13 protein-coding genes are annotated in these 17,412 nt (G+C 62.1%); 5 read left to right on the top strand and 8 right to left on the bottom strand.

What is annotated here, in order from left to right:
• Positions 1–131 precede the first annotated feature (131 nt).
• Positions 132–1,871, bottom strand: coding sequence for an ABC transporter permease (locus V5E97_RS10985; RefSeq protein ID WP_406699363.1), 1,740 nt, complete (start codon positions 1,869–1,871; stop codon positions 132–134).
• A gap of 162 nt (positions 1,872–2,033) precedes the next feature.
• On the opposite strand from V5E97_RS10985, the gene V5E97_RS10990 reads away from it, so the two are divergent.
• From V5E97_RS10990 to V5E97_RS11000, 3 genes are all read left to right on the top strand, one after another.
• Positions 2,034–2,507 carry a MarR family winged helix-turn-helix transcriptional regulator gene (locus tag V5E97_RS10990; protein WP_406699364.1) on the top strand — a complete coding sequence of 158 codons (474 nt, stop codon included), beginning with the start codon at positions 2,034–2,036 and terminating at the stop codon, positions 2,505–2,507.
• Between the two features lie 167 nt (positions 2,508–2,674).
• Positions 2,675–3,259, top strand: a complete 585-nt coding sequence (locus V5E97_RS10995) for a YceI family protein (RefSeq protein ID WP_406699365.1) — start codon at positions 2,675–2,677, stop codon at positions 3,257–3,259.
• Positions 3,260–3,348: 89 nt separating this feature from the next.
• Positions 3,349–4,215, top strand: a complete 867-nt coding sequence (locus V5E97_RS11000) for a hypothetical protein (RefSeq protein WP_406699366.1) — start codon at positions 3,349–3,351, stop codon at positions 4,213–4,215.
• Positions 4,216–4,237: 22 nt separating this feature from the next.
• Here the strand turns inward: V5E97_RS11000 and V5E97_RS11005 are convergent, their stop codons facing one another.
• From V5E97_RS11005 to V5E97_RS11020, 4 genes are all read right to left on the bottom strand, one after another.
• Positions 4,238–5,248, bottom strand: coding sequence for a zinc-dependent alcohol dehydrogenase family protein (locus tag V5E97_RS11005; RefSeq protein ID WP_406699367.1), 1,011 nt, complete (start codon positions 5,246–5,248; stop codon positions 4,238–4,240).
• A gap of 65 nt (positions 5,249–5,313) precedes the next feature.
• The gene (locus V5E97_RS11010) at positions 5,314–6,378 is read right to left on the bottom strand and encodes a sigma-70 family RNA polymerase sigma factor (protein WP_406699368.1); all 1,065 of its coding nucleotides are present in this window, start codon (positions 6,376–6,378) and stop codon (positions 5,314–5,316) included.
• Positions 6,379–6,526: 148 nt separating this feature from the next.
• Positions 6,527–7,117: a TetR/AcrR family transcriptional regulator gene (locus V5E97_RS11015; RefSeq protein WP_406699369.1), complete on the bottom strand. Its 591-nt coding sequence runs from the start codon at positions 7,115–7,117 to the stop codon at positions 6,527–6,529.
• A gap of 275 nt (positions 7,118–7,392) precedes the next feature.
• Positions 7,393–7,986: a hypothetical protein gene (locus V5E97_RS11020; RefSeq protein ID WP_406699370.1), complete on the bottom strand. Its 594-nt coding sequence runs from the start codon at positions 7,984–7,986 to the stop codon at positions 7,393–7,395.
• 215 nt (positions 7,987–8,201) lie between these two features.
• Here V5E97_RS11020 and V5E97_RS11025 point away from each other — a divergent pair, with 215 nt between their 5' ends.
• A complete protein-coding gene (locus tag V5E97_RS11025) occupies positions 8,202–10,934 on the top strand; it encodes a DEAD/DEAH box helicase (protein WP_406699371.1) in 2,733 nt (910 codons plus the stop codon).
• 27 nt (positions 10,935–10,961) lie between these two features.
• Here the strand turns inward: V5E97_RS11025 and V5E97_RS11030 are convergent, their stop codons facing one another.
• The gene (locus tag V5E97_RS11030; protein ID WP_406699372.1) at positions 10,962–12,875 is read right to left on the bottom strand and encodes an ABC transporter ATP-binding protein; all 1,914 of its coding nucleotides are present in this window, start codon (positions 12,873–12,875) and stop codon (positions 10,962–10,964) included.
• Positions 12,876–13,274: 399 nt separating this feature from the next.
• Entirely contained in the window at positions 13,275–13,625 is a 351-nt protein-coding gene (locus V5E97_RS11035) for a hypothetical protein (protein ID WP_406699373.1), read from the bottom strand.
• A gap of 651 nt (positions 13,626–14,276) precedes the next feature.
• On the opposite strand from V5E97_RS11035, the gene V5E97_RS11040 reads away from it, so the two are divergent.
• Positions 14,277–15,710, top strand: coding sequence for a hypothetical protein (locus V5E97_RS11040; protein ID WP_406699374.1), 1,434 nt, complete (start codon positions 14,277–14,279; stop codon positions 15,708–15,710).
• A 177-nt stretch (positions 15,711–15,887) separates the two neighbouring features.
• On the opposite strand, the gene V5E97_RS11045 is transcribed toward V5E97_RS11040, so the two are convergent.
• Entirely contained in the window at positions 15,888–17,282 is a 1,395-nt protein-coding gene (locus tag V5E97_RS11045; protein ID WP_406699375.1) for an AAA family ATPase, read from the bottom strand.
• Positions 17,283–17,412 lie beyond the last annotated feature (130 nt).

The raw sequence follows: 17,412 nt of genomic DNA on the forward strand, positions 1-17,412 counted from the left end.
CCTATCTCCTTGTCAGAGAGGAGGTTAAGATGGTGGGCCGTGCCCACCCTACGGGAATTGTGAGGCCGACAATGATGCCATGGCTGCTCGCTCTGACGTAGGGAGAAACGGGTTCGGCGAAGGTTTGCCGATCAATCCATGAGAGCGGCTGGCTCCCATTTTGGTTTCGGCCGGGGCCGTGGAGGATTCGCGGCGGACCTGATGGAGACGCGGCCCAGGCAACGATCGAACGTCCCCAGCGTGGCCGCCAGTAAGCCGATGGCGATCAATGAGTAGACGACACACCAGACGATGAGCCAGGCGGCGAATTCCGACCATTCGTTGTCACTGTTCAGGATCTGGACCAAGAGGTTCGGGATCACCGTTCCCAACCAGGGACTGGCGGATCCGATTCCAAGCCTAGCCGAGCCATTCGTGCCTGTTGACAGGAGTTCCATGACGAAAGGCCAGCCGATCGTCGCGAAGACATAGGCCGTGACGGTCAGGGCCATGACTCGACCCTGATGCGGGATCCAGGTCGCTAGCGCCAGTCCCAGGCTCGTCAGCGCCGCGCCGAAGGTGAGGAGCAGGCCGATAACCAGGGGCACGGCCTCCCAGTGCCCGTGGCGATACGCGATCGCGACAGTCACCATCCCCGGCAGGATGACGAGAAGCAGGGTGCTCTGGTACGCGCCCCACCACTTGCCGAGCACGATCGCCCGAGTCGACATGGGGGTCGCCAGAAGGACATCGAGGCTTCCGCGAACTCGCTCTTCAGTCAGTGACGTTGAGGATAGGATGCTCAGGAGGAGAAATCCGACCGCGACCTGACCGCCGTTGAAAAAAGCGCTGGACTGACTCTGGGTCGAGGTACCCCGGAGGATGAGAGCCACCATCATCAGGCTGATCGCGATCGCCCCCCCGTTGTAGAGCGTCCAGAGAATTCGGCTCCACCGCGACGGCCGGCGGCGATGCCACTCACGCCAGAGGATCGGATTGGGATCGAGTCGCGGTCCGAACCAATCGCGACGCCAACGGCCGTGGCCACTCGAGGAGAACCACCACCTTCGCCGTGGGGCGTGGCCGGCCTGGCGTGATGCGACGTCCCTGACGCGAACGACCGCCACCGCCGTCAGCACGGCCGAGATTCCGCAACTGGCCGCCAGGAAGAGGAGGCTCGGCCCCAGATCCACGGTTCCTCGTTGCCACGAGCTGGCGAACGTGAGCCAGAATGGGTTCACCCAGTTGAGCCATTGCGGGGGGCCGAATCCCCAGCCCAAGACCCACTTCAAATAGGACCAGGTCGGGGCGCCGACGATCCAGACAAGGAAAATGACGTATGTGGCTATGAGCACTTCATGCGTCTTCGTTCCCCAGACCGAAAGCAGCAAGGCCAAGGTGCAGCCGAGTATCGCGACCCCCAGGCTCACCAGGAAAGCCCCGGTCAAGGCGCGAGGATCGATCCCTCCCATGAGCGTCCCCAACGCCAGGGCCGGCAAGGCGCTGGCGACCAGGCCGAGCACCGGAATCAACCGCGCGGCCAACTTGCCTAGCACGATCTCGGCATTGGAGAGGTCTGTCAGCAGGAGGTGGGTCAACGTCCCCCGAGCTTTGTCCAGGCAGACCGATCCGGCCGTCGCCGCGGGGGCGGCGAGCAGGAGCAGGATGAGCTGAGTGCCGACGATCGCCTGGTAAAAGGCCCGCCCCACCTCGGCCTGACGCTGAATGGTCGGCCGCCTTAGGGGCGCAGTAGCGGTCGTCGTCCCGACCAACGCCAGGCTCGTCAGCAAGACCGTGACAAACAGCGAACGCATGGCATAAACCTGCCAACGCCTCGAAGTCGCCAACCACTCGTACGCAAACACGGGCCCCAGGCCCACTCTCATACGCATGTCAGATCCTCCTCGCGGTGAGGATACACGAGACTGTTCGGACTTGCGTGGGGCTTGCCGGGCCGAAACTGCAAATCGATTTCGAATGAAGTTGTTGACACAATGATTGTGGTGCGGTATTTTGTGTTGACAGATGATTGGAGCATAATGAGGAGTAGGGACATGGCGACGTCGCCGCTGCAGGACGAAGTCAAGAAGCGAAACCCGTTCGATGCTCCGGAGCAGGAAGTGTCGCTGAACCTGGTGAAGACGACCGAGTTTCTTCAGGCGGAGTTCGCCCGGCTCTTCAAGCAGCATCAGATCAGCGGGGCTCAGTATAATGTGCTCAGGATTCTCCGGGGGGCGGGAACCGAACTGCCATGCCTGGAGGTGGCCAGCCGGATGATCTCGCATCTGCCCGACATTACTCGGCTGGTTGATCGCCTGGAAGCGGGGGGGTTGGTCGAGCGGTGTCGGACCCAGGAGGACCGCCGTCTCGTGCTGATCAAGATCACCACGCAGGGGATGGCGGTGCTATCCGAGCTCGACGCACCGGTCCTCGCGCTCCATAAGAAGCAGCTTGGCCACCTGACGGCTGAGGAAATGACCGAGTTCAATCGCCTGCTTGTCAAGGCGCGACGACCCGAGAGCCAGTAGCCCGGCTGACCAGGCCGTCATTCATCCTTGGAATACGCTTCTCGGAGGGAATCACGGCCGGGCCGGCCGTGTTGGAAAAAAATGCGATCGGACCCATCGTTCCGCTCGCTCGTGTCGGTCGTGGTGGTTCAGAACGGTCTTTCTTAACGCAAGAAGGAGACGACGTGATGAAGGTTCGCAAGCTCACGCTCATGGCGGGAATCGTTGCTGGGATGGGCCTTTCGCTCGGTCACGCGAACCAGGCGGCGGCCCAGGCGTACAAGGTGGACACGGTCCACTCGGCGACGGTCTTTCGCATCAAACACATGAACACGAGCTACTCTTATGGCCGGTTCAATGACATCACCGGCCAGTTCGCCCTCGACGACACCGACCCCAAGAAGTCCCACCTCGACATCGTGGTGAAGACGGATAGCATCGACACCGCCAACGCGAACCGCGACAAGCACCTGAAGGGGCCCGACTTCTTCAACGCGGTCCAGTACAAGACGATCTCGTTCAAGAGCAAGTCGGTGGCCAAGACGGGGGCGGACACGTTTCAGGTCCATGGCGACTTGACGCTTCACGGCGTGACCAACCCGTTGGCCTTGACGGTGACTCGCACCGGCGCTGGCAAGGACATGAAGGGGAAGCCGGTCGCCGGGTTCGAGACCGAATTCGCGATCAAGCGGTCGGACTTCAAGATGAACAAGATGCTGGAAGGCATCGGTGACGACGTGAAGATTATTGTGAGCGTCGAGGGTGGTCAATAACCAGAGGAATCGATTGAAGGCCCGACGAGTTGTTCCCCGCGGGGACGGCGCGGCGGGCCTTCGCCTTTTCTATTGCGGAGGGCGTGACGATGCCAAGTCCCTTGAGCGCCTTTCTGTTCGGATTCCTCCTCCCGGCGCTCGTGACAGTGACTCTCCTGGCCGTGGTCTGGCGGGCTGGCCGCCCTCGGGATGTGAAAGTTCGCGGGGCCCTGGCCGTGGCGCTTGCGCTCGGGTTGGGCGATCTGGCGGGGCATCTTGGAGTGGCCTGGCCTGCATGGCCCCCCTCGGAGGTGACGGACCGCATTCCCCTGCTCGTGGTTGTCGCGATCCTCTCGGCAGCCCTCGAGGTGGTTGGCCCCGCCCGACGTTGGCTGTCCTGGGGCAATCGGGTCGTCGTCTCTGGGATCACGACCGCGGCGATCGTGGGGCCGGCGTTCGGAGAAACGTGGTCGGCGCCCGCAACCCTGCTTGGTGGGACCTTGGTGGGGATCGGTCTGGTTCTGACATGGGCAAATCTTGAAGCGGTTGCTGAGCATTGCTCAGGAGCAGGCATTTTTCTGCCCTTGCTTGTCGTCACCAGCGGAGCGAGTGTCGCTCTCCTGGTTTCGGGAAGCATCGTCCTGCCGCTTCTGGGAGGTGTCCTCTCGGCGGTGGTCGGGGTCTGTTGGCTTGCCTTCTGGCGGGTTCCCTCGATCAGCCTTGCACGCGGAGGGACCCCCATCGTGGTGGTGGTCCTGGCGAGCCTGTTGTTGATCAATCGGTTCTACGCGGAACTCCCTTCGGGAAGCGTCTTGCTTTTCGCGCTGGCCCCCGCGGCGCTCTGGTTGGTTCAGATCGGGCCGATCCGCCGACGCCCCCCTTGGCTCAGAGTGGTGGTCGCCACGACGGCCGTGCTCGTCCCGGTGGCGATCGCCGTCGGCCTTGCCGTGGCGGCGATGCCCTCGTACGAATATTGATCGAAATCCAAGGCCCAGGACTTCAGACGCGAATCACGATCTTGCCGAAATGCGCGGCGCTCTCCATGTGGCGGAACGCCGCCGGCGTTTCGGCGAAGGGAAAGACCCGATCGATCACCGGGCGAAGCTCGTGAACCCCGATGGCGCGGTTCATGGCTTCGAACATGGCGCGCGAACCGACGAAGATCCCGTGGACCTGGATGGCTTTCATCAGGATGGGCAGGGTGTTGATCTCCGCGGCCCCACCCGCCAGCAGGCCGATCAGACTGATCTGGCCCGCGGCTCGGACCGCTTGGAGCGATTTCGAGAGGGTGCCGGCTCCGCCGACCTCGACCACATGATCGACCCCTCGGCCGTTCGTCAGCTCGCGGACGCGCTTCTCCCATTGGGGAGTCGACTTGTAGTTGATCCCGGCCACGGCCCCCATGTTGAGCACGCGCTCGAGCTTCTCATCGCTACTCGAGGTGGCGATCACGCTCGCGCCGGCCAGCTTGGCGAGCTGGAGGGCGAAAAGTGAGACCCCACCTGTGCCCTGGATCAGAACTGTCTCGCCCGCTTTGAGGTTTCCGGCGACGAAGAGGGCGTTCCAGGCCGTCACCGCCGCGCAAGGGAGAGTCGCCCCTTCTTCGAAGCTCAGATGATCGGGGAGAAGCACCAGGCCCGATTCGTGAAAGACCAGAAACTCGGCCAGAACGCCTTCGGCGGAGCCTCCGAGAGCCGACTTGCCGTGAGCTTCCGTCAAGTCTCCGGCCAGCCAGGTTTGCATGAAAAGCGGCGCAACCCGGTCGCCGGCTTTCACTCGGGTCACCCCGGCACCGACTTCCACCACCTCGCCCGCGGCGTCCGAAAGAGGGACGGCGGGCAAGGGGAGGTGCTTGTTGTAAAGCCCCTTGAGAACGAGCAAATCTCGATAGTTCAAGGAGGCGGCCCGCACACGAACGAGAACCTGCCCAGGCCCGGGGGTGGGCGTGGGCAGGTCGTCGAGTCGAAGGCCATCGGTTCCGCCGAACTCGTGAATCCGATAGGCTTTCATCAATCGATTGTCCTACCAGGTGTCGATCGTCCCGAGAAATGCTCCCCGTCGATGAACCAGGCCGCTCAGAGCGTCGGGAGCTCGAGGTTTTCCTGGATCGCGATCTTACGGAGCTTCTCCTGGGCGCGTGACTCGATTTGACGCACCCGCTCCTTGGTCACTCCGAGTTCGTGCCCGAGCTGCTCGAGCGTGTGGGCAACGGTTCCTTCCAGGCCGAACCGGCTGGTCAGCACGCGCCGCTCGCGATCGGACAGTCGGCCGAGGAGCCCCTGGACCGCCTCCCGCGTTCGCTTCTGGGCGGCCTCGTATTCGTGTTCGTCGGTCCTGTGATCGGCGGCGGCCTCGAACATTTCTTCGTGCCCGGTGACGAACCGATCGCGCCGGTGCTTTTCCTCGGGGATTGAGCGAATGTAGTTCCGCATGATCGCCCAAGAAGCATACGTGCTGAATTTATTGCCACGGGCGTAGTCGAATTTTTCAACGGCCCGGATCAGCGACATGTTGCCGTCGGAGACCAGTTCGAAGAAATTGTTCGCCGGTCCCAGGTGCTTCTTGGCGATCGAGACCACCAGGCGGAGGTTGGCGCGGATGATCTGGTTCTTGACCGCGAGTGCCTCTTCCATCAGCCGTTCGATCTCATCGAGCACGGCCGGTTTCACGCGAGTGGGATCGATCGTTGCCCGCATCTGGTTGACGCGGAACTTCAGGTAGTTCATTTTGCGGAACAGGTGGGCTTCCTGCTCCCGCGACAAGAGCGGAACGTCATACAAGCTTGCGAGATACGGCGGCAGCCCTTCGGGAGGCTTGGAGCGACGCGCCTTGCCGGTGGCCGGTTCGGGCGGCGTGGCGAGGATTTCGGCCTCAACACCCGGCGTTTCAAAGCTGGGATCGGGCATGAAATCGAGGACATGCTCGATAATCCGCTTGGCCCGGAACTCGGTCAAGAGCCGATCGACACGCGACCGCGTTTGATGAAATCGAGCCGCGAGCGCATCGGGGGAGACGCCACGACGGAACAGGCGGTCGATTTCCATCTTGGCCGCATCGTCCAGACGCCGAACGGACGCCGGGGGGTTGGACGGCTGGGCGGAATCCAAAGCTGATTCAAGAACCACGTCGAGTGCTGCCATGTTCGTCATCCTTCTTTTTGCCGCATCCACCCATCAACCGAGCGTGTTCATCCAGGTGCCCGCCTCGCAAGACTTGTAATAGACCAGTCAGTCAAGCAATTCTCGGGCCCTGGAGCTTCAATCTCATCGAACACCGTACGGCCGGATCTCACGACGGAACGTGGAGGAGCGATCCGAACATCACGTTGAGAAATGTCTGTAGCGGAACGACACTGCGTATCGTCTTGGCTCGCAGGACCGCGCCTTGCCAGCTATTGAGCCAGAACTCCGCGAGTTCGTGGACATCGACGTGAGGGGGGATCTCGCCAAGCTGCTGGGCCTGGCCGAGTACCTCCGCATAGCGATTCACCCAGCCCTCGAAGATTTCTTCCAGACGGGCTCGAAACGCTTCACTCTGCGCCGCCATCTCCTGACTCAAGTTCCCGGCCAGGCAGCCATTACGGCACTCCTGGGACTGGATTCGCTCACAGGCGGAGTCAAAGTAGCGGCGAAGCCGGTCGAGGGGACTGAGCGAGAGGTCGCCCAGGTCGCGATCAAAGTTTTCGTTGTACTGCTCCGCAAAACTGTCGAGCACCTGAAGCCCGAAATCTTCCTTACTCGTAAAATAGTAATAGAACGATCCTTTAGGCACGCCGGCAGCCTGGATGATTGCTTCAATCCCTGCGTGATTGTAGCCTTTCTCCAGGAAAACGCGTTTGCCGGCTTCCAGCAGAACGGTTTTGGTTTTTTCCTTGCTCATAACGGCCCTGGTCTCGTACCTACCCTATGGATCTCAAGAAGTTCTTGTTTCCACAACAACTTCATATTAGACCGGTCGTCTAGAGAAATCAAGGCTGTCGGGAGCACGTTCTTGTTTGAGGACGGGAACGTGTCTTTCAGGCCTCAACGCCTCGAGCGTGGACGGGTCGAGCGGACCGGTCAAAATGTCCGCTAGGGAGGTATCGGCTCAGGCGTTCAGTCGGGCGAGAGTTTGCGGCCGCCGTTGCGCCGATTTTTTCGAGGTGATGGCCGCTCTCAGGGGAGGGGCGCGGACTCGATCCCGGACGGGGCGATCGGGCGATAAATTCTCACCCATCCTCCCTTCTGGAGCGAGTCGATCCGAAGGGTTCCCGTCTGGACGATCTGCTTCTCGTCATCGTCAGCCCCCTTCGGTCCCACGTTTTGATGAAGGACGGTCAGGACCTTCCCACCTTCGCTGGCCTCCGAGACGATGGCCGTATGGTGAGGATAGGACTCGTGCCAGGAGATCCATCGCCTTCGAGTCAGATATTTTTTTCCCTTGAACTCGGCGTCGCGGAATTGAAGGATATCGCCTGGTAAGGCGTCCTTGAAGTCGTCGACCCGACGGCCCCAGACGTAGTCGCCATCCGCGCGATTGAGGCGAAATCGCTTGGCGTTCGCGGACCGCAAGGCTTCCACGGCGAGGGTGACGCAGCTTCCGTTGCCCACTTTTTTGCCCCGCTGGGATTCGGCGAACTCGGCAACTTTCTGGTTCAGAATGGGGATCGCCGGAGGCTCGGCGGGCGCGGACCCGAACAGCCCGATCGCGCTCATGATCATGAGGGCTCGGGTCCGTTGCGGCCAGGGAGGCAAGGGATTATTCGCCATTGAAGTGATCCCCAGATAAAAAGGCGAGGCACGAGGGCCGACAGCTAAGGTTGTCGGCAGGAATTCAGGCTACCGCGTTTTTCTGGCCCTCGACAAGCGCCGATCGTTTGAAGCGGGTATCGGCTTCGAATAAACTGATCGCTTTGACTCCGCGTCGCTGTTGATTCTTTTCGCGGGTCCTCATTCGATTTCGCAACGGGCTGGAGTGATTGGTCATGGCGACTCAGGTCTCGAGCACACGTCCCAGCGGGCGTCTTTCACTTCATGATCGTCTCTCTCGGTTGACCTTCCTCGAGGCTTGCAAACTCCTCGGACCCGAGGGAAAGTCGCTCATCCAGCAGTCTGCGAATAAGTGGGACATCACGATCGCGGACGACGTGTTCTTGGGAGGAGACCTCTTTCGCCTCAAACTTCCCCATGAATCCAATGAGAGCCGTCCGACCGTCGTGACCATCACGTTGATGGCCGAGGCCCGCAACCGCCTGCATTGGAACTGCAATCGCTGTCGAGGCGTCTGCGAGCACGTGGGGGCGGCGTTTTCGCTGATCCTCGAGGAGAAGACCGCCCTTGGACTCGCGGCCGCCCCGCCTGAGCCCCGCACGCCCGTCGAGAGCCTGGGCGAGGACGAGTTGATCGCACGGGCCCTGGCCGATCGCGCGGAGCGCGCGAAGACCGAGAAGATGAACGTCCAGGCCGCGGATCCGACCCAGCCTTGGACCGACTACATGGTCACCAACCGGCTCAGTGGCAAGAGCTATCGCGTGGCGTTGCGCGGGACGGAGCCAGGCGATTCCTTTTGTTCGTGCCCTGACTTTCGCACGAACACGCTGGGGACGTGTAAGCACGTAATGCATGTTTTGGGCAAGGTTCGGCGGCGGTTCAAGGCGGATGCGCTCCGGAAGCCTTATCGTCGCAAGCACCTCGCGCTGCACCTGCGATATGACGGCGACGAGGTGACGCTCCGATTGCTGACTCCCGAACGCGTGGACGAGGCGATTGCCAAGGTCATTGCCCCACTTCGGGACAAACCGATCACCGACCTTCATGACCTCATCAAGCGTTTGGCGAAGTTGCAGAAGCTCGGCCGGGACGTGAACCTCTATCCCGATGCGGAAGAATTCATCCAGCAACGCCTGCTGCAGGCACGCTTGCGCGGCAAGACGGAGGAAATCCGCGCGAATCCGGCGCGGCATCCACTCCGCACCGGAATGCTCAAGATCCCTTTGCTCCCGTACCAGCTCGACGGGGTCGCGTTCGCGGCGGGAGCCGGCCGTGCGATCCTCGCCGACGAGATGGGGCTGGGGAAGACGATTCAGGGGATCGGGACGGCGGAGTTTCTGGCGAACGAGGCCGAGATCAAGAAGGTTCTGGTCGTCTGTCCGGCTTCGCTCAAGTCGCAGTGGCGCAGTGAAATTCATCGCTGCTGCGATCGAGACGTTCAGCTCGTGGGGGGCGGGGCGGCACAGAGGGGTGAACAGTATCAGAATGATTGTTTCTTCACGATCTGCAACTACGAGCAAGTGCTCCGCGACATCCTCCACATCGAACGGATCAACTGGGACCTGATCATCTTGGATGAAGGTCAACGGATCAAAAACTATGAGTCCAAGACGAGCGGCGTGATCAAGAGCCTGCGCTCGCGATTTGCGCTGGTGTTGACGGGGACGCCGCTCGAGAATCGGCTCGATGACCTCTATTCGATCGTTCAGTTCATCGACGATCGCCGGCTCGGCCCTGGCTTCCGCTTCTTCAACAAGCACCGAATGGTCGATGAGAAAGGGAAGGTGCTGGGGTATCGCAACCTCGGTGAGCTTCGCGATCGGCTCAAGCCGATCCTCTTGCGCCGGACACGCGAGAGCGTGAAGCTTGAGCTCCCGTCACGCACCATGGATATCGTGCGGATCCCGCCGAGTGACGAGCAGGCCGTGATCCACGCGAGCCACCTGCAAATCGTCGCGGCCATTACCCGCAAGAAGTTCTTGAGCGAGATGGACCTGCTCCGCCTGCAGAAGGCGTTGCTGATGTGTCGAATGGTCGCCGACAGCACGACCCTCGTCAACAAGGAAGATCCGGGTTACTCGACGAAGCTGGCCCATCTTGATGATCTTTTCGAGCGGATTTTTGAGGAGGAGGGACGCAAGGTCATCCTTTTCTCGGAGTGGACGACGATGCTCGACCTGATCGAGCGGCCGCTCAAGAAACGCGGTCACGGGTACGTGCGGCTCGATGGCAGCGTGCCGCAGAAACAACGGGCCGAGCTGGTTCATCGCTTTCAGAACGACGCGAGCTGCCAGCTCTTCCTGACGACGAACGCAGGCTCGACCGGCCTCAATCTTCAAGCCGCCAATACGGTGATCAACGTCGACCTGCCGTGGAATCCGGCGATCCTCGAGCAGCGGATCGCACGCGCCCACCGGATGGGGCAGGTGCAGCCGGTTCAGGTCTTCGTGCTTGTGACCGAGGGGACCCTCGAAGAGAACTTGCTCTCGACGCTCGCCGCCAAGAAAGATCTCGCTCTGGCGGCGCTCGACGTGGAGTCGGAGATCGATCGCGTGGATCTCGCCAGCGGCATGCAGGAGCTCAAGAGCCGCCTGGAAATCCTGCTTGGCGCACGCCCCGAGGCGCCTTTGGATGAGACGGTCAAACAGAAGGAAGAAGCGGCCACGCAGTCCTTCGCGATGATTCATCGCGAGCGGGTGGCGTCGGCTGGTGGCGAGCTCCTGGGCGCAGCCTTCAAGTTCTTGGGAGAGCTCGTGTCGCAACACGAGTCGACACCCCCTCCGGAAGCGCTGGTGGCGAACCTGCGGGCCGGTCTGTCGGCCTGCGTGGAGGCGGATCCGTCGGGCAAGCCAAGGCTGACCGTCACCCTGCCCGACGCTAGCTCGCTGGACGGTCTTGCCCAGGCCCTGGCGAAGCTGCTTTCCGTCAGTCAGCCCGCGGGAGTTTAAATTAAGAGCGATGTGGGCACTCCACAGCTAGCCCGAGGTCGTTTCGAGCTGTTGAAGCAGGACCATATCGCGATAGGGGCCGCTGTCTGCCATGAGTTCAGTATGGCTGCCGACCTGGGCGATCGCCCCCCCTTCGAGGACGAGGATGCGATCGGCGTGTCGGATCGTACTGAGCCGATGCGCGATCACGAACGAGGTTCGCCCGCGCATCAAGGTGGCGAGGCTCTGCTGGATCAGATGCTCACTTTCGCTGTCGAGATTGCTCGTCGCCTCGTCGAGGATGAAGATCCGGGGGTCGGCCAGCACCGCGCGGGCGATGGCCAGGCGCTGGCGTTGTCCGCCGCTGAGGCGAACTCCACGCTCGCCGATCAAGGTGTCGTACCCATCGGGGAGCCGGGCGATGAACTCGGCGGCATTGGCCACCTGCGCGGCGTGTTCGACCTGGGACAGGGTGGCGCGACGATCGGCGTAGGCGATGTTTTCTCCGATCGTTCCGTCGAAGAGGAACACATCCTGTTCGACGATGCCCAGCAAGCGGCGGTAGCTCTCCACCTCGATGTCGCGCAGGTTCTCGCCGTCGAGTCGGACGATCCCGGTGTTGGGGTCGTAGAATCGTGCGATCAGGTTGCAGAGCGTGGTTTTGCCCGCGCCACTGCGGCCCACCAGGGCGATGATCTCCCCCGCCTCGACCTCGAGGTTGACGTCGCGCAGCACCTTCAGATCGGTGTTGGGATAGGCGAAGCTTACTTCGTCGAAGCTGATTCGGCCCGCGACGGAGCGCTTTGCGATCGACCAGGTCCCCGCGTTCGAGACCATCTCGCGCGGCTCTTCCAGCAGGTCGAGCACGCGATCCAGACCGGATAAGTTGTTTTGAAGCTGGGTGACGCTGGCCGCCAGCACGGCCACGGGTTCCAGGAGCATCGCCAGGTAGACCAGGAACATCATGAGGTCTCCCAGCGAGAGTCGGCCGTCGAGGACCCGGATGCCGCCGTAAAGGAGGAGGGCGCCGGAGGAGGCGGGCAAGAGCAGGTCCCAGAGGATCTCGATGCCGCGCGACCAGCGCCAGGCGAAAAGTTCCTGGCGACTCATGAAGTGATTTTCGCCGACGAAGCGGGCGCTCTCGCGGCGCTGTCGGCCGAACGCCCGTACGACTCGCATGCCGCCAAACGCTTCCGCGGCCGTCGCGTCGATCTCTTGCCGCTGCTTGCGAATGTCTCGGAAGAGGGGCCGAAGGCGGCGGTTCCAGAGCCGGTCGGTCCAGTACAACGCCGGGCCCAGGCCGATCGCGCCGAGCAAGAGTCGCCAGTCCACCCAACTCAGGACGATGAGCCCGCCAAGAAGCTGGACCACGGCCCGCCAGGGGTTGTAGATCATGCTGAAGATCAGCTCGCCAACGCCCCCGGCATCCTCGCGGAGCAGGCTGGCCGCACCCCCCGACTTGAGCTGATAGACCCGATGCAACGGGAGTCGAACCGCATGTTCGAACACCTGTCGGCGGACCTTGACCTGGATCCGTTTCGATGCCAAGGTCGCCCTCCATCGTCCCCAGAGACCGAGGGCCGTCGCGATCACCGAGACGAGGAAAACGCCCGTGACAAGCCCGATGAGCCGGGTCTTGGGCTCGCCTGGGATCGGCAGCCAGTCCGGAAGGGAGCTCGGCAGTGGCTTGGCGAGCAGAACGTAGTCGATCACAAGCTTGGTGGCGGCCGGAGGCACGAGCCTCAGAAGCGTCGCGATGGAGAGCGTCGCCAGGGCCAGGGCAATGGCTCGACGTTGTCCCGCCAGCAGCGAATAGAGCGCACGATAAAGCCGGGGTAACGAGCGATGCCTCGGCGTTGTCTCCCCCGTGTCGGGGCTGGCCTTGGCCTGAGTGCGTTTGCTCCACTCGTCACGATAGCGGAAGAATCGGAGCCGGCTCGTGATCCGATGATGCAAGGCCAAGAGTAAGAATCCCTTCCCTCGAAACACAGAAGTCGGTCAAAGCCGGGGGCGAGGACCTCCAGGCTCGCTCTTGCCCGTATTCTACGGGATCAACGGCCGGGGGGAACCTGGGCACCAAGAACGCCGCGACTCGGAATCGTGCGGCGTGCTGATCTCGGTCATGCCCGGAGCCTTAAAACCAAGCCATTTTTTTTGAAGGGATTCCCGCCCCAACAGGCCGAGCTCGCTGGTGCATCCCGCAAGTCCTGAAATTTGGGAAGGCCGAGCCACAACCCGGAGCCCGGTCGAATTTCAGGTCATGCGGGAGGCGCCGCTGCGCTCGTCTCAGCGGGGCGGAAATCCATCGGCGCGCTGGGTGCGACTCGGAATCCGTGGCCCCCAAAGGCTCTGGCTCTGGGTTCAGGGATTGGGACTCGCCTTCCTGGTGGTGGCCTTCTTCTTCGTTGTCGTTGGTGCAGTTGCTTTCGGTGCGGACTTCTTGGCCGTTGTGGTGGTCGGTTTGGCCGCGACTGCCGGCTTGGTGGCGTCATCGCTGGCCGCCTTCTTGGTCACCTTCTTCGCGGCCGTCGCGGTCTTCTTCGCTGACGAAGCCGAGGCCGGAGCCGGAGTCGGAGCCGGAGCCGGTTCCGGGATGGGGGCCGCGGCGGCCGCGGTGCTTTCCACGGTGGGCGTTGCCGCTTTCCTGGCTGCCGGCTTCGTGGTCTTCTTCGGGGATTTCGACGCCTTTTTCACGTTCTTGGCGGTGCTCATTGGGAATTCCTTTCGTGCAAACAGATGTTGGGGGCCTCTGCTCACCTCGACTCGAACTCGTCCCTCGTCACAACCACAGCGGATGGTTCCCTTGACCAGATCGATTGACCTTCCATCAAGAAGTGAAGCTCATTCGGCAAGTTCTATGCCACGATCAATGGATGGTTGCGCCTTACCACCCGATCCGTCACTCGCCCGCAGACGATTACAACCTGTCAACGCCTTGCTCGAATTCAGCTCTGATGGACGACTGATGAAGGGAACACATAAAATTTATGGTGAGTTCCGAAATGAAGCAAGAGGGATAAGCCTTGTGAAACCCTGGTCGCGCACGATTTTTTCAGGGTGGGCGAGAAAAGGGCGTTCGAGTTCATCATCGCTGCCGGTTCGACCGGTCAACGCTGGCGGAGAAACCCGAGGACAACCACAGCCACGATCCTCTGCTTCGCCTGACAGGGCCAGCGCACAAGCTCGCCCAGAAGCGGGAGGCGGACGCCCGGGGCGGCCGTACGACTTTTTTCTCAACGTCAACGCACTTGACGGATACATCACGAATCCTCAGGTGACGCACTGCGTTATTTCTTGGCGCACCAACCCCCATGCGATGTAATCGCCGTGAGGTGAATTCTCCCCTTTGAGGACGCAACGACAATGGCCATCGCGCTGCTTTCACTCCTTCTGCTCGCCGCTCCGCCGGACTCGATCGACGTCGCAGATCGAAAGCAGCTCTTCATCGACGGCCGCTTCATCGCCGACCGCGACCGCATCGAACTCCGTGCGAACCCGACGCAGAAGTTCGGGCTGGTGCGTGACGAGAACGGTGAACCGCTCCAGGGGCACGTCAGTCGTGTGATCGAGGACGGCGGTAAGATCCGCCTCTATCTCGGCGCTGAGGACGTCGCCGTCCTGGAGAGTGACGACGGGCTCCGCTTTCGGCGGACTGGGGCGAAGTTGAGCGGTGGCGTGTTTCCGACGATCTTTCTCGATCCTCACGAACGCGACCCAGCCAGGCGATACAAGCTGTTCCGCCTGGTCTTCGGCCAACCCTTCGACCCGGCGAAGCACGGAGTCTACGCGAGTTACTCGGCCGACGGCGTGCAATTCACCGAGGTCGGTCAAGTCCTGCCGTTCTTCACCGACAACCCGCCGATTGCCCACTGGGACGGACGGATCGGCAAATACGTCATCTACACCCGGGCCCTCTCTTACGACTCGGAGAACCAGCGGCGGATCGGGCGGATCGAGACTGACGACCTACTCAAGCCATGGCCGTACAAGAAGACGGCCAACGACCGCATGTTCTTCTCCACCGAGAATGTGCAAGTAGTTCTCGCCGCCGACAAGGAAGACGATCCGCATTCCGACCTGTATTACAACGCGTCTGCAATCTACCCATGGGCGCAGGACGTCTACCTGATGTTCCCGACCAATTTCCGGCATTTCTCGCCTCAGCGGAACCCCTATGTCCGGCCGCGCGTCAAGGGCCAGTGGGAGGACTTCGGGATGCTCGAAGTTCAACTCGCCGTCAGTCGCGACGGAGTGAACTGGTCGCGGCCGACCCGGGAGCCGTACCTGCCCCCCGGCTTGCCGGACGAGTGGGACCGCTGGTATGCGGTGATGGGCCCTGGGCTGGCCCGACGGGGCAACTATATCCATCAGTATTATTACTCGTCCGGGCGGCTGCATGATTCGGCCGTCCTCCGCCCCGAGTACGACGAGTCCGCCACGCAGCTCGGCGGGGTGGGCGTCGTGCGGCAGCGGCTGGATGGATTTGTCTCAGCGGATGCAGGCCCTGCGGGAGGACACCTGCGGACGCCTTCAGTCACGTTTCGCGGTAACCGGCTGCGGCTCAACATCGACACAGGCGCAATGGGCACGGCCTTCGTCGAGCTCCAGGACGGCGAGGGGAGGCCGATCCCCGGCTTCGCGCTCGCGGACTGCGAGGAGATCGGCGGCAATTTTGTGGACCAGGCCGTCTACTGGAAGGGGAACGCGGACGTGTCGGCCCTCACCGGTCGGCCGGTGCGCATCCATTTCCAGATGAAGCGGGCGAAGCTCTACGCGTTCCAGTTCACGCAGGACTGAGGATCCGCGGCCGACCTGGAGGTCATGGCCCAGCCCGATTTCGCTGAACCTCTCAGTCAGCCTTCGGGTGTCCTTTTGCCTTGGCTCCCAGGGCGCGAGCGACGAGGAGAACCCGTGGGATTGCCGCCAGTTCGGCCATCGTCCGAGGGACCGTAGCCTTACGGGGCTCGGACGGGTTCAGCCGACGATGGCCGCTTCGGCCTCACACGGGTGTGAGGCAGGGCAGGGCAAGCTGAGTTCGTCCGATTCGCCGGCGGTGGACCAGGGCGGGTCGTCTTCTCTGAGAGGTGTCTGGAACTCAAGCTGCTTGAGGTCGAATCTTCGGACCGCCGCCACGGGGTCGGAGCGATAGCGAAGCAGATGCACCTGGATCGCCGCCATACAGATGGACCCATCGGGAATTCTGTCCGCGAACTCATTGGCCAGTCGCGCGATCTCAGCGTTCTGGTTTCCCTCTTCGTTGTAAAACCAGGCGAACAGGCGGCGGGCTTGCTCGGGCGTGGTGTTACCCAGGTGGAAGCTCCGATCGATCCGTCCCGGGCGAATCAAGGCGGGGTCAAGCCGTTCGGGGTGATTGGTTGTGAGAAAGAGGATGCGGCCTTCCCGGGAACTGACTCCGTCGAGTGCGTTGAGCAGGCCACTCAAGGTGACGCCCATCACTTCCTTCGCATCCCGCTTGGTGCCGAAGGCGCAATCGACATCTTCGATCAGGAGGATTGTGCCGTATGGTAGCGCGTCGACCAGGGTGCGAAGGCTTTCGTCCGTCATGACCTTGCTATTCAGGTTCAGGACGGCGACGGAGAGGTCGAGTTCTCCCGCGGCGGCGACGACGAGAGTGGTCTTGCCATTGCCCGGCGGGCCGTCGAGAAGATAGCCCCGGCGGTGCGGGACGCCGCGCATCGAGTACCAGCTTCCGGACGAGAGAAAGGTTCGCATGTCGGCAATGATCTCGTCGAGCATGTCGTCGGCGAGCACGATCGAAGCAAGGGGACGCTTCGGCCTCAAGGAGTTGACCGACCAGTCTTCATACTGGGCTGTGAGGATGTTGACGCCCGGCACTCGGGGTTTGGCCATCTGGTGGGCCTCTTTGAGCAGGTCATCGAGCATCGCCCGATTCCCCCCGAGTAGCTGAACCGTCAGGGTTTCTTGAAACGAATGCACGCCGCCGTTTTCCAGGGCGCGCCGATCGCGATGGAAGATGAGCAGGCGGCCTCGATAGGTCATGAGATGGGTCCCGGGCGCGGGGCTGAGGATGAATCGCGCTTTCCAATCGCCCTGTCCCGAGTAGTCCTCGTCCTCCTCCTGGTCCTCGACCATCGGATCGGGGGACGACCATTGCGTCGTCAGGCTCAGTTGCCTCGCTCGTCTCGCGTAGCGATGCTCGGCCACCCACCTTCGCAGCCAGCGGAACGCAGGGTCGCGGTCAGGGATCTCGACGGAGATGATCAGGCCCCAGAGGATCCAATTCCAGATCGTCCGAGGAAGCTCCCGCAACGTGGTCATGAGCGCGCCGACGACCATGAGCGTCAGCCCGCCTGTGAGGAATTGATGGTCCTCCAGCCAGTGGAACATGATCGTCTCCCGTTCGTCGCTGGTGGGCCGAACGGTCGAAATGACACGTCCTCGACGCAGCACCGTTGCAGTCACCGGTGCCACCATCGAGGTTCGCGCGGGATCAAGAGATCCGGAGACTTTGGATCGA

Source organism: Singulisphaera photorubra (genome assembly GCF_045290345.1).
Lineage (GTDB): Bacteria > Planctomycetota > Planctomycetia > Isosphaerales > Isosphaeraceae > Singulisphaera.

Coding starts and splice junctions, on each gene's coding strand:
- V5E97_RS10995 (WP_406699365.1), top strand. CDS start 2,675: ATGAAGGTTCGCAAGCTCACGCTCATGGCGGGAATCGTTGCTGGGATG.
- V5E97_RS11035 (WP_406699373.1), bottom strand. CDS start 13,625: ATGAGCACCGCCAAGAACGTGAAAAAGGCGTCGAAATCCCCGAAGAAG.
- V5E97_RS11015 (WP_406699369.1), bottom strand. CDS start 7,117: ATGAGCAAGGAAAAAACCAAAACCGTTCTGCTGGAAGCCGGCAAACGC.
- V5E97_RS10985 (WP_406699363.1), bottom strand. CDS start 1,871: ATGCGTATGAGAGTGGGCCTGGGGCCCGTGTTTGCGTACGAGTGGTTG.
- V5E97_RS11010 (WP_406699368.1), bottom strand. CDS start 6,378: ATGGCAGCACTCGACGTGGTTCTTGAATCAGCTTTGGATTCCGCCCAG.
- V5E97_RS11045 (WP_406699375.1), bottom strand. CDS start 17,282: ATGTTCCACTGGCTGGAGGACCATCAATTCCTCACAGGCGGGCTGACG.
- V5E97_RS11000 (WP_406699366.1), top strand. CDS start 3,349: ATGCCAAGTCCCTTGAGCGCCTTTCTGTTCGGATTCCTCCTCCCGGCG.
- V5E97_RS11005 (WP_406699367.1), bottom strand. CDS start 5,248: ATGAAAGCCTATCGGATTCACGAGTTCGGCGGAACCGATGGCCTTCGA.
- V5E97_RS10990 (WP_406699364.1), top strand. CDS start 2,034: ATGGCGACGTCGCCGCTGCAGGACGAAGTCAAGAAGCGAAACCCGTTC.
- V5E97_RS11040 (WP_406699374.1), top strand. CDS start 14,277: ATGGCCATCGCGCTGCTTTCACTCCTTCTGCTCGCCGCTCCGCCGGAC.
- V5E97_RS11025 (WP_406699371.1), top strand. CDS start 8,202: ATGGCGACTCAGGTCTCGAGCACACGTCCCAGCGGGCGTCTTTCACTT.
- V5E97_RS11020 (WP_406699370.1), bottom strand. CDS start 7,986: ATGGCGAATAATCCCTTGCCTCCCTGGCCGCAACGGACCCGAGCCCTC.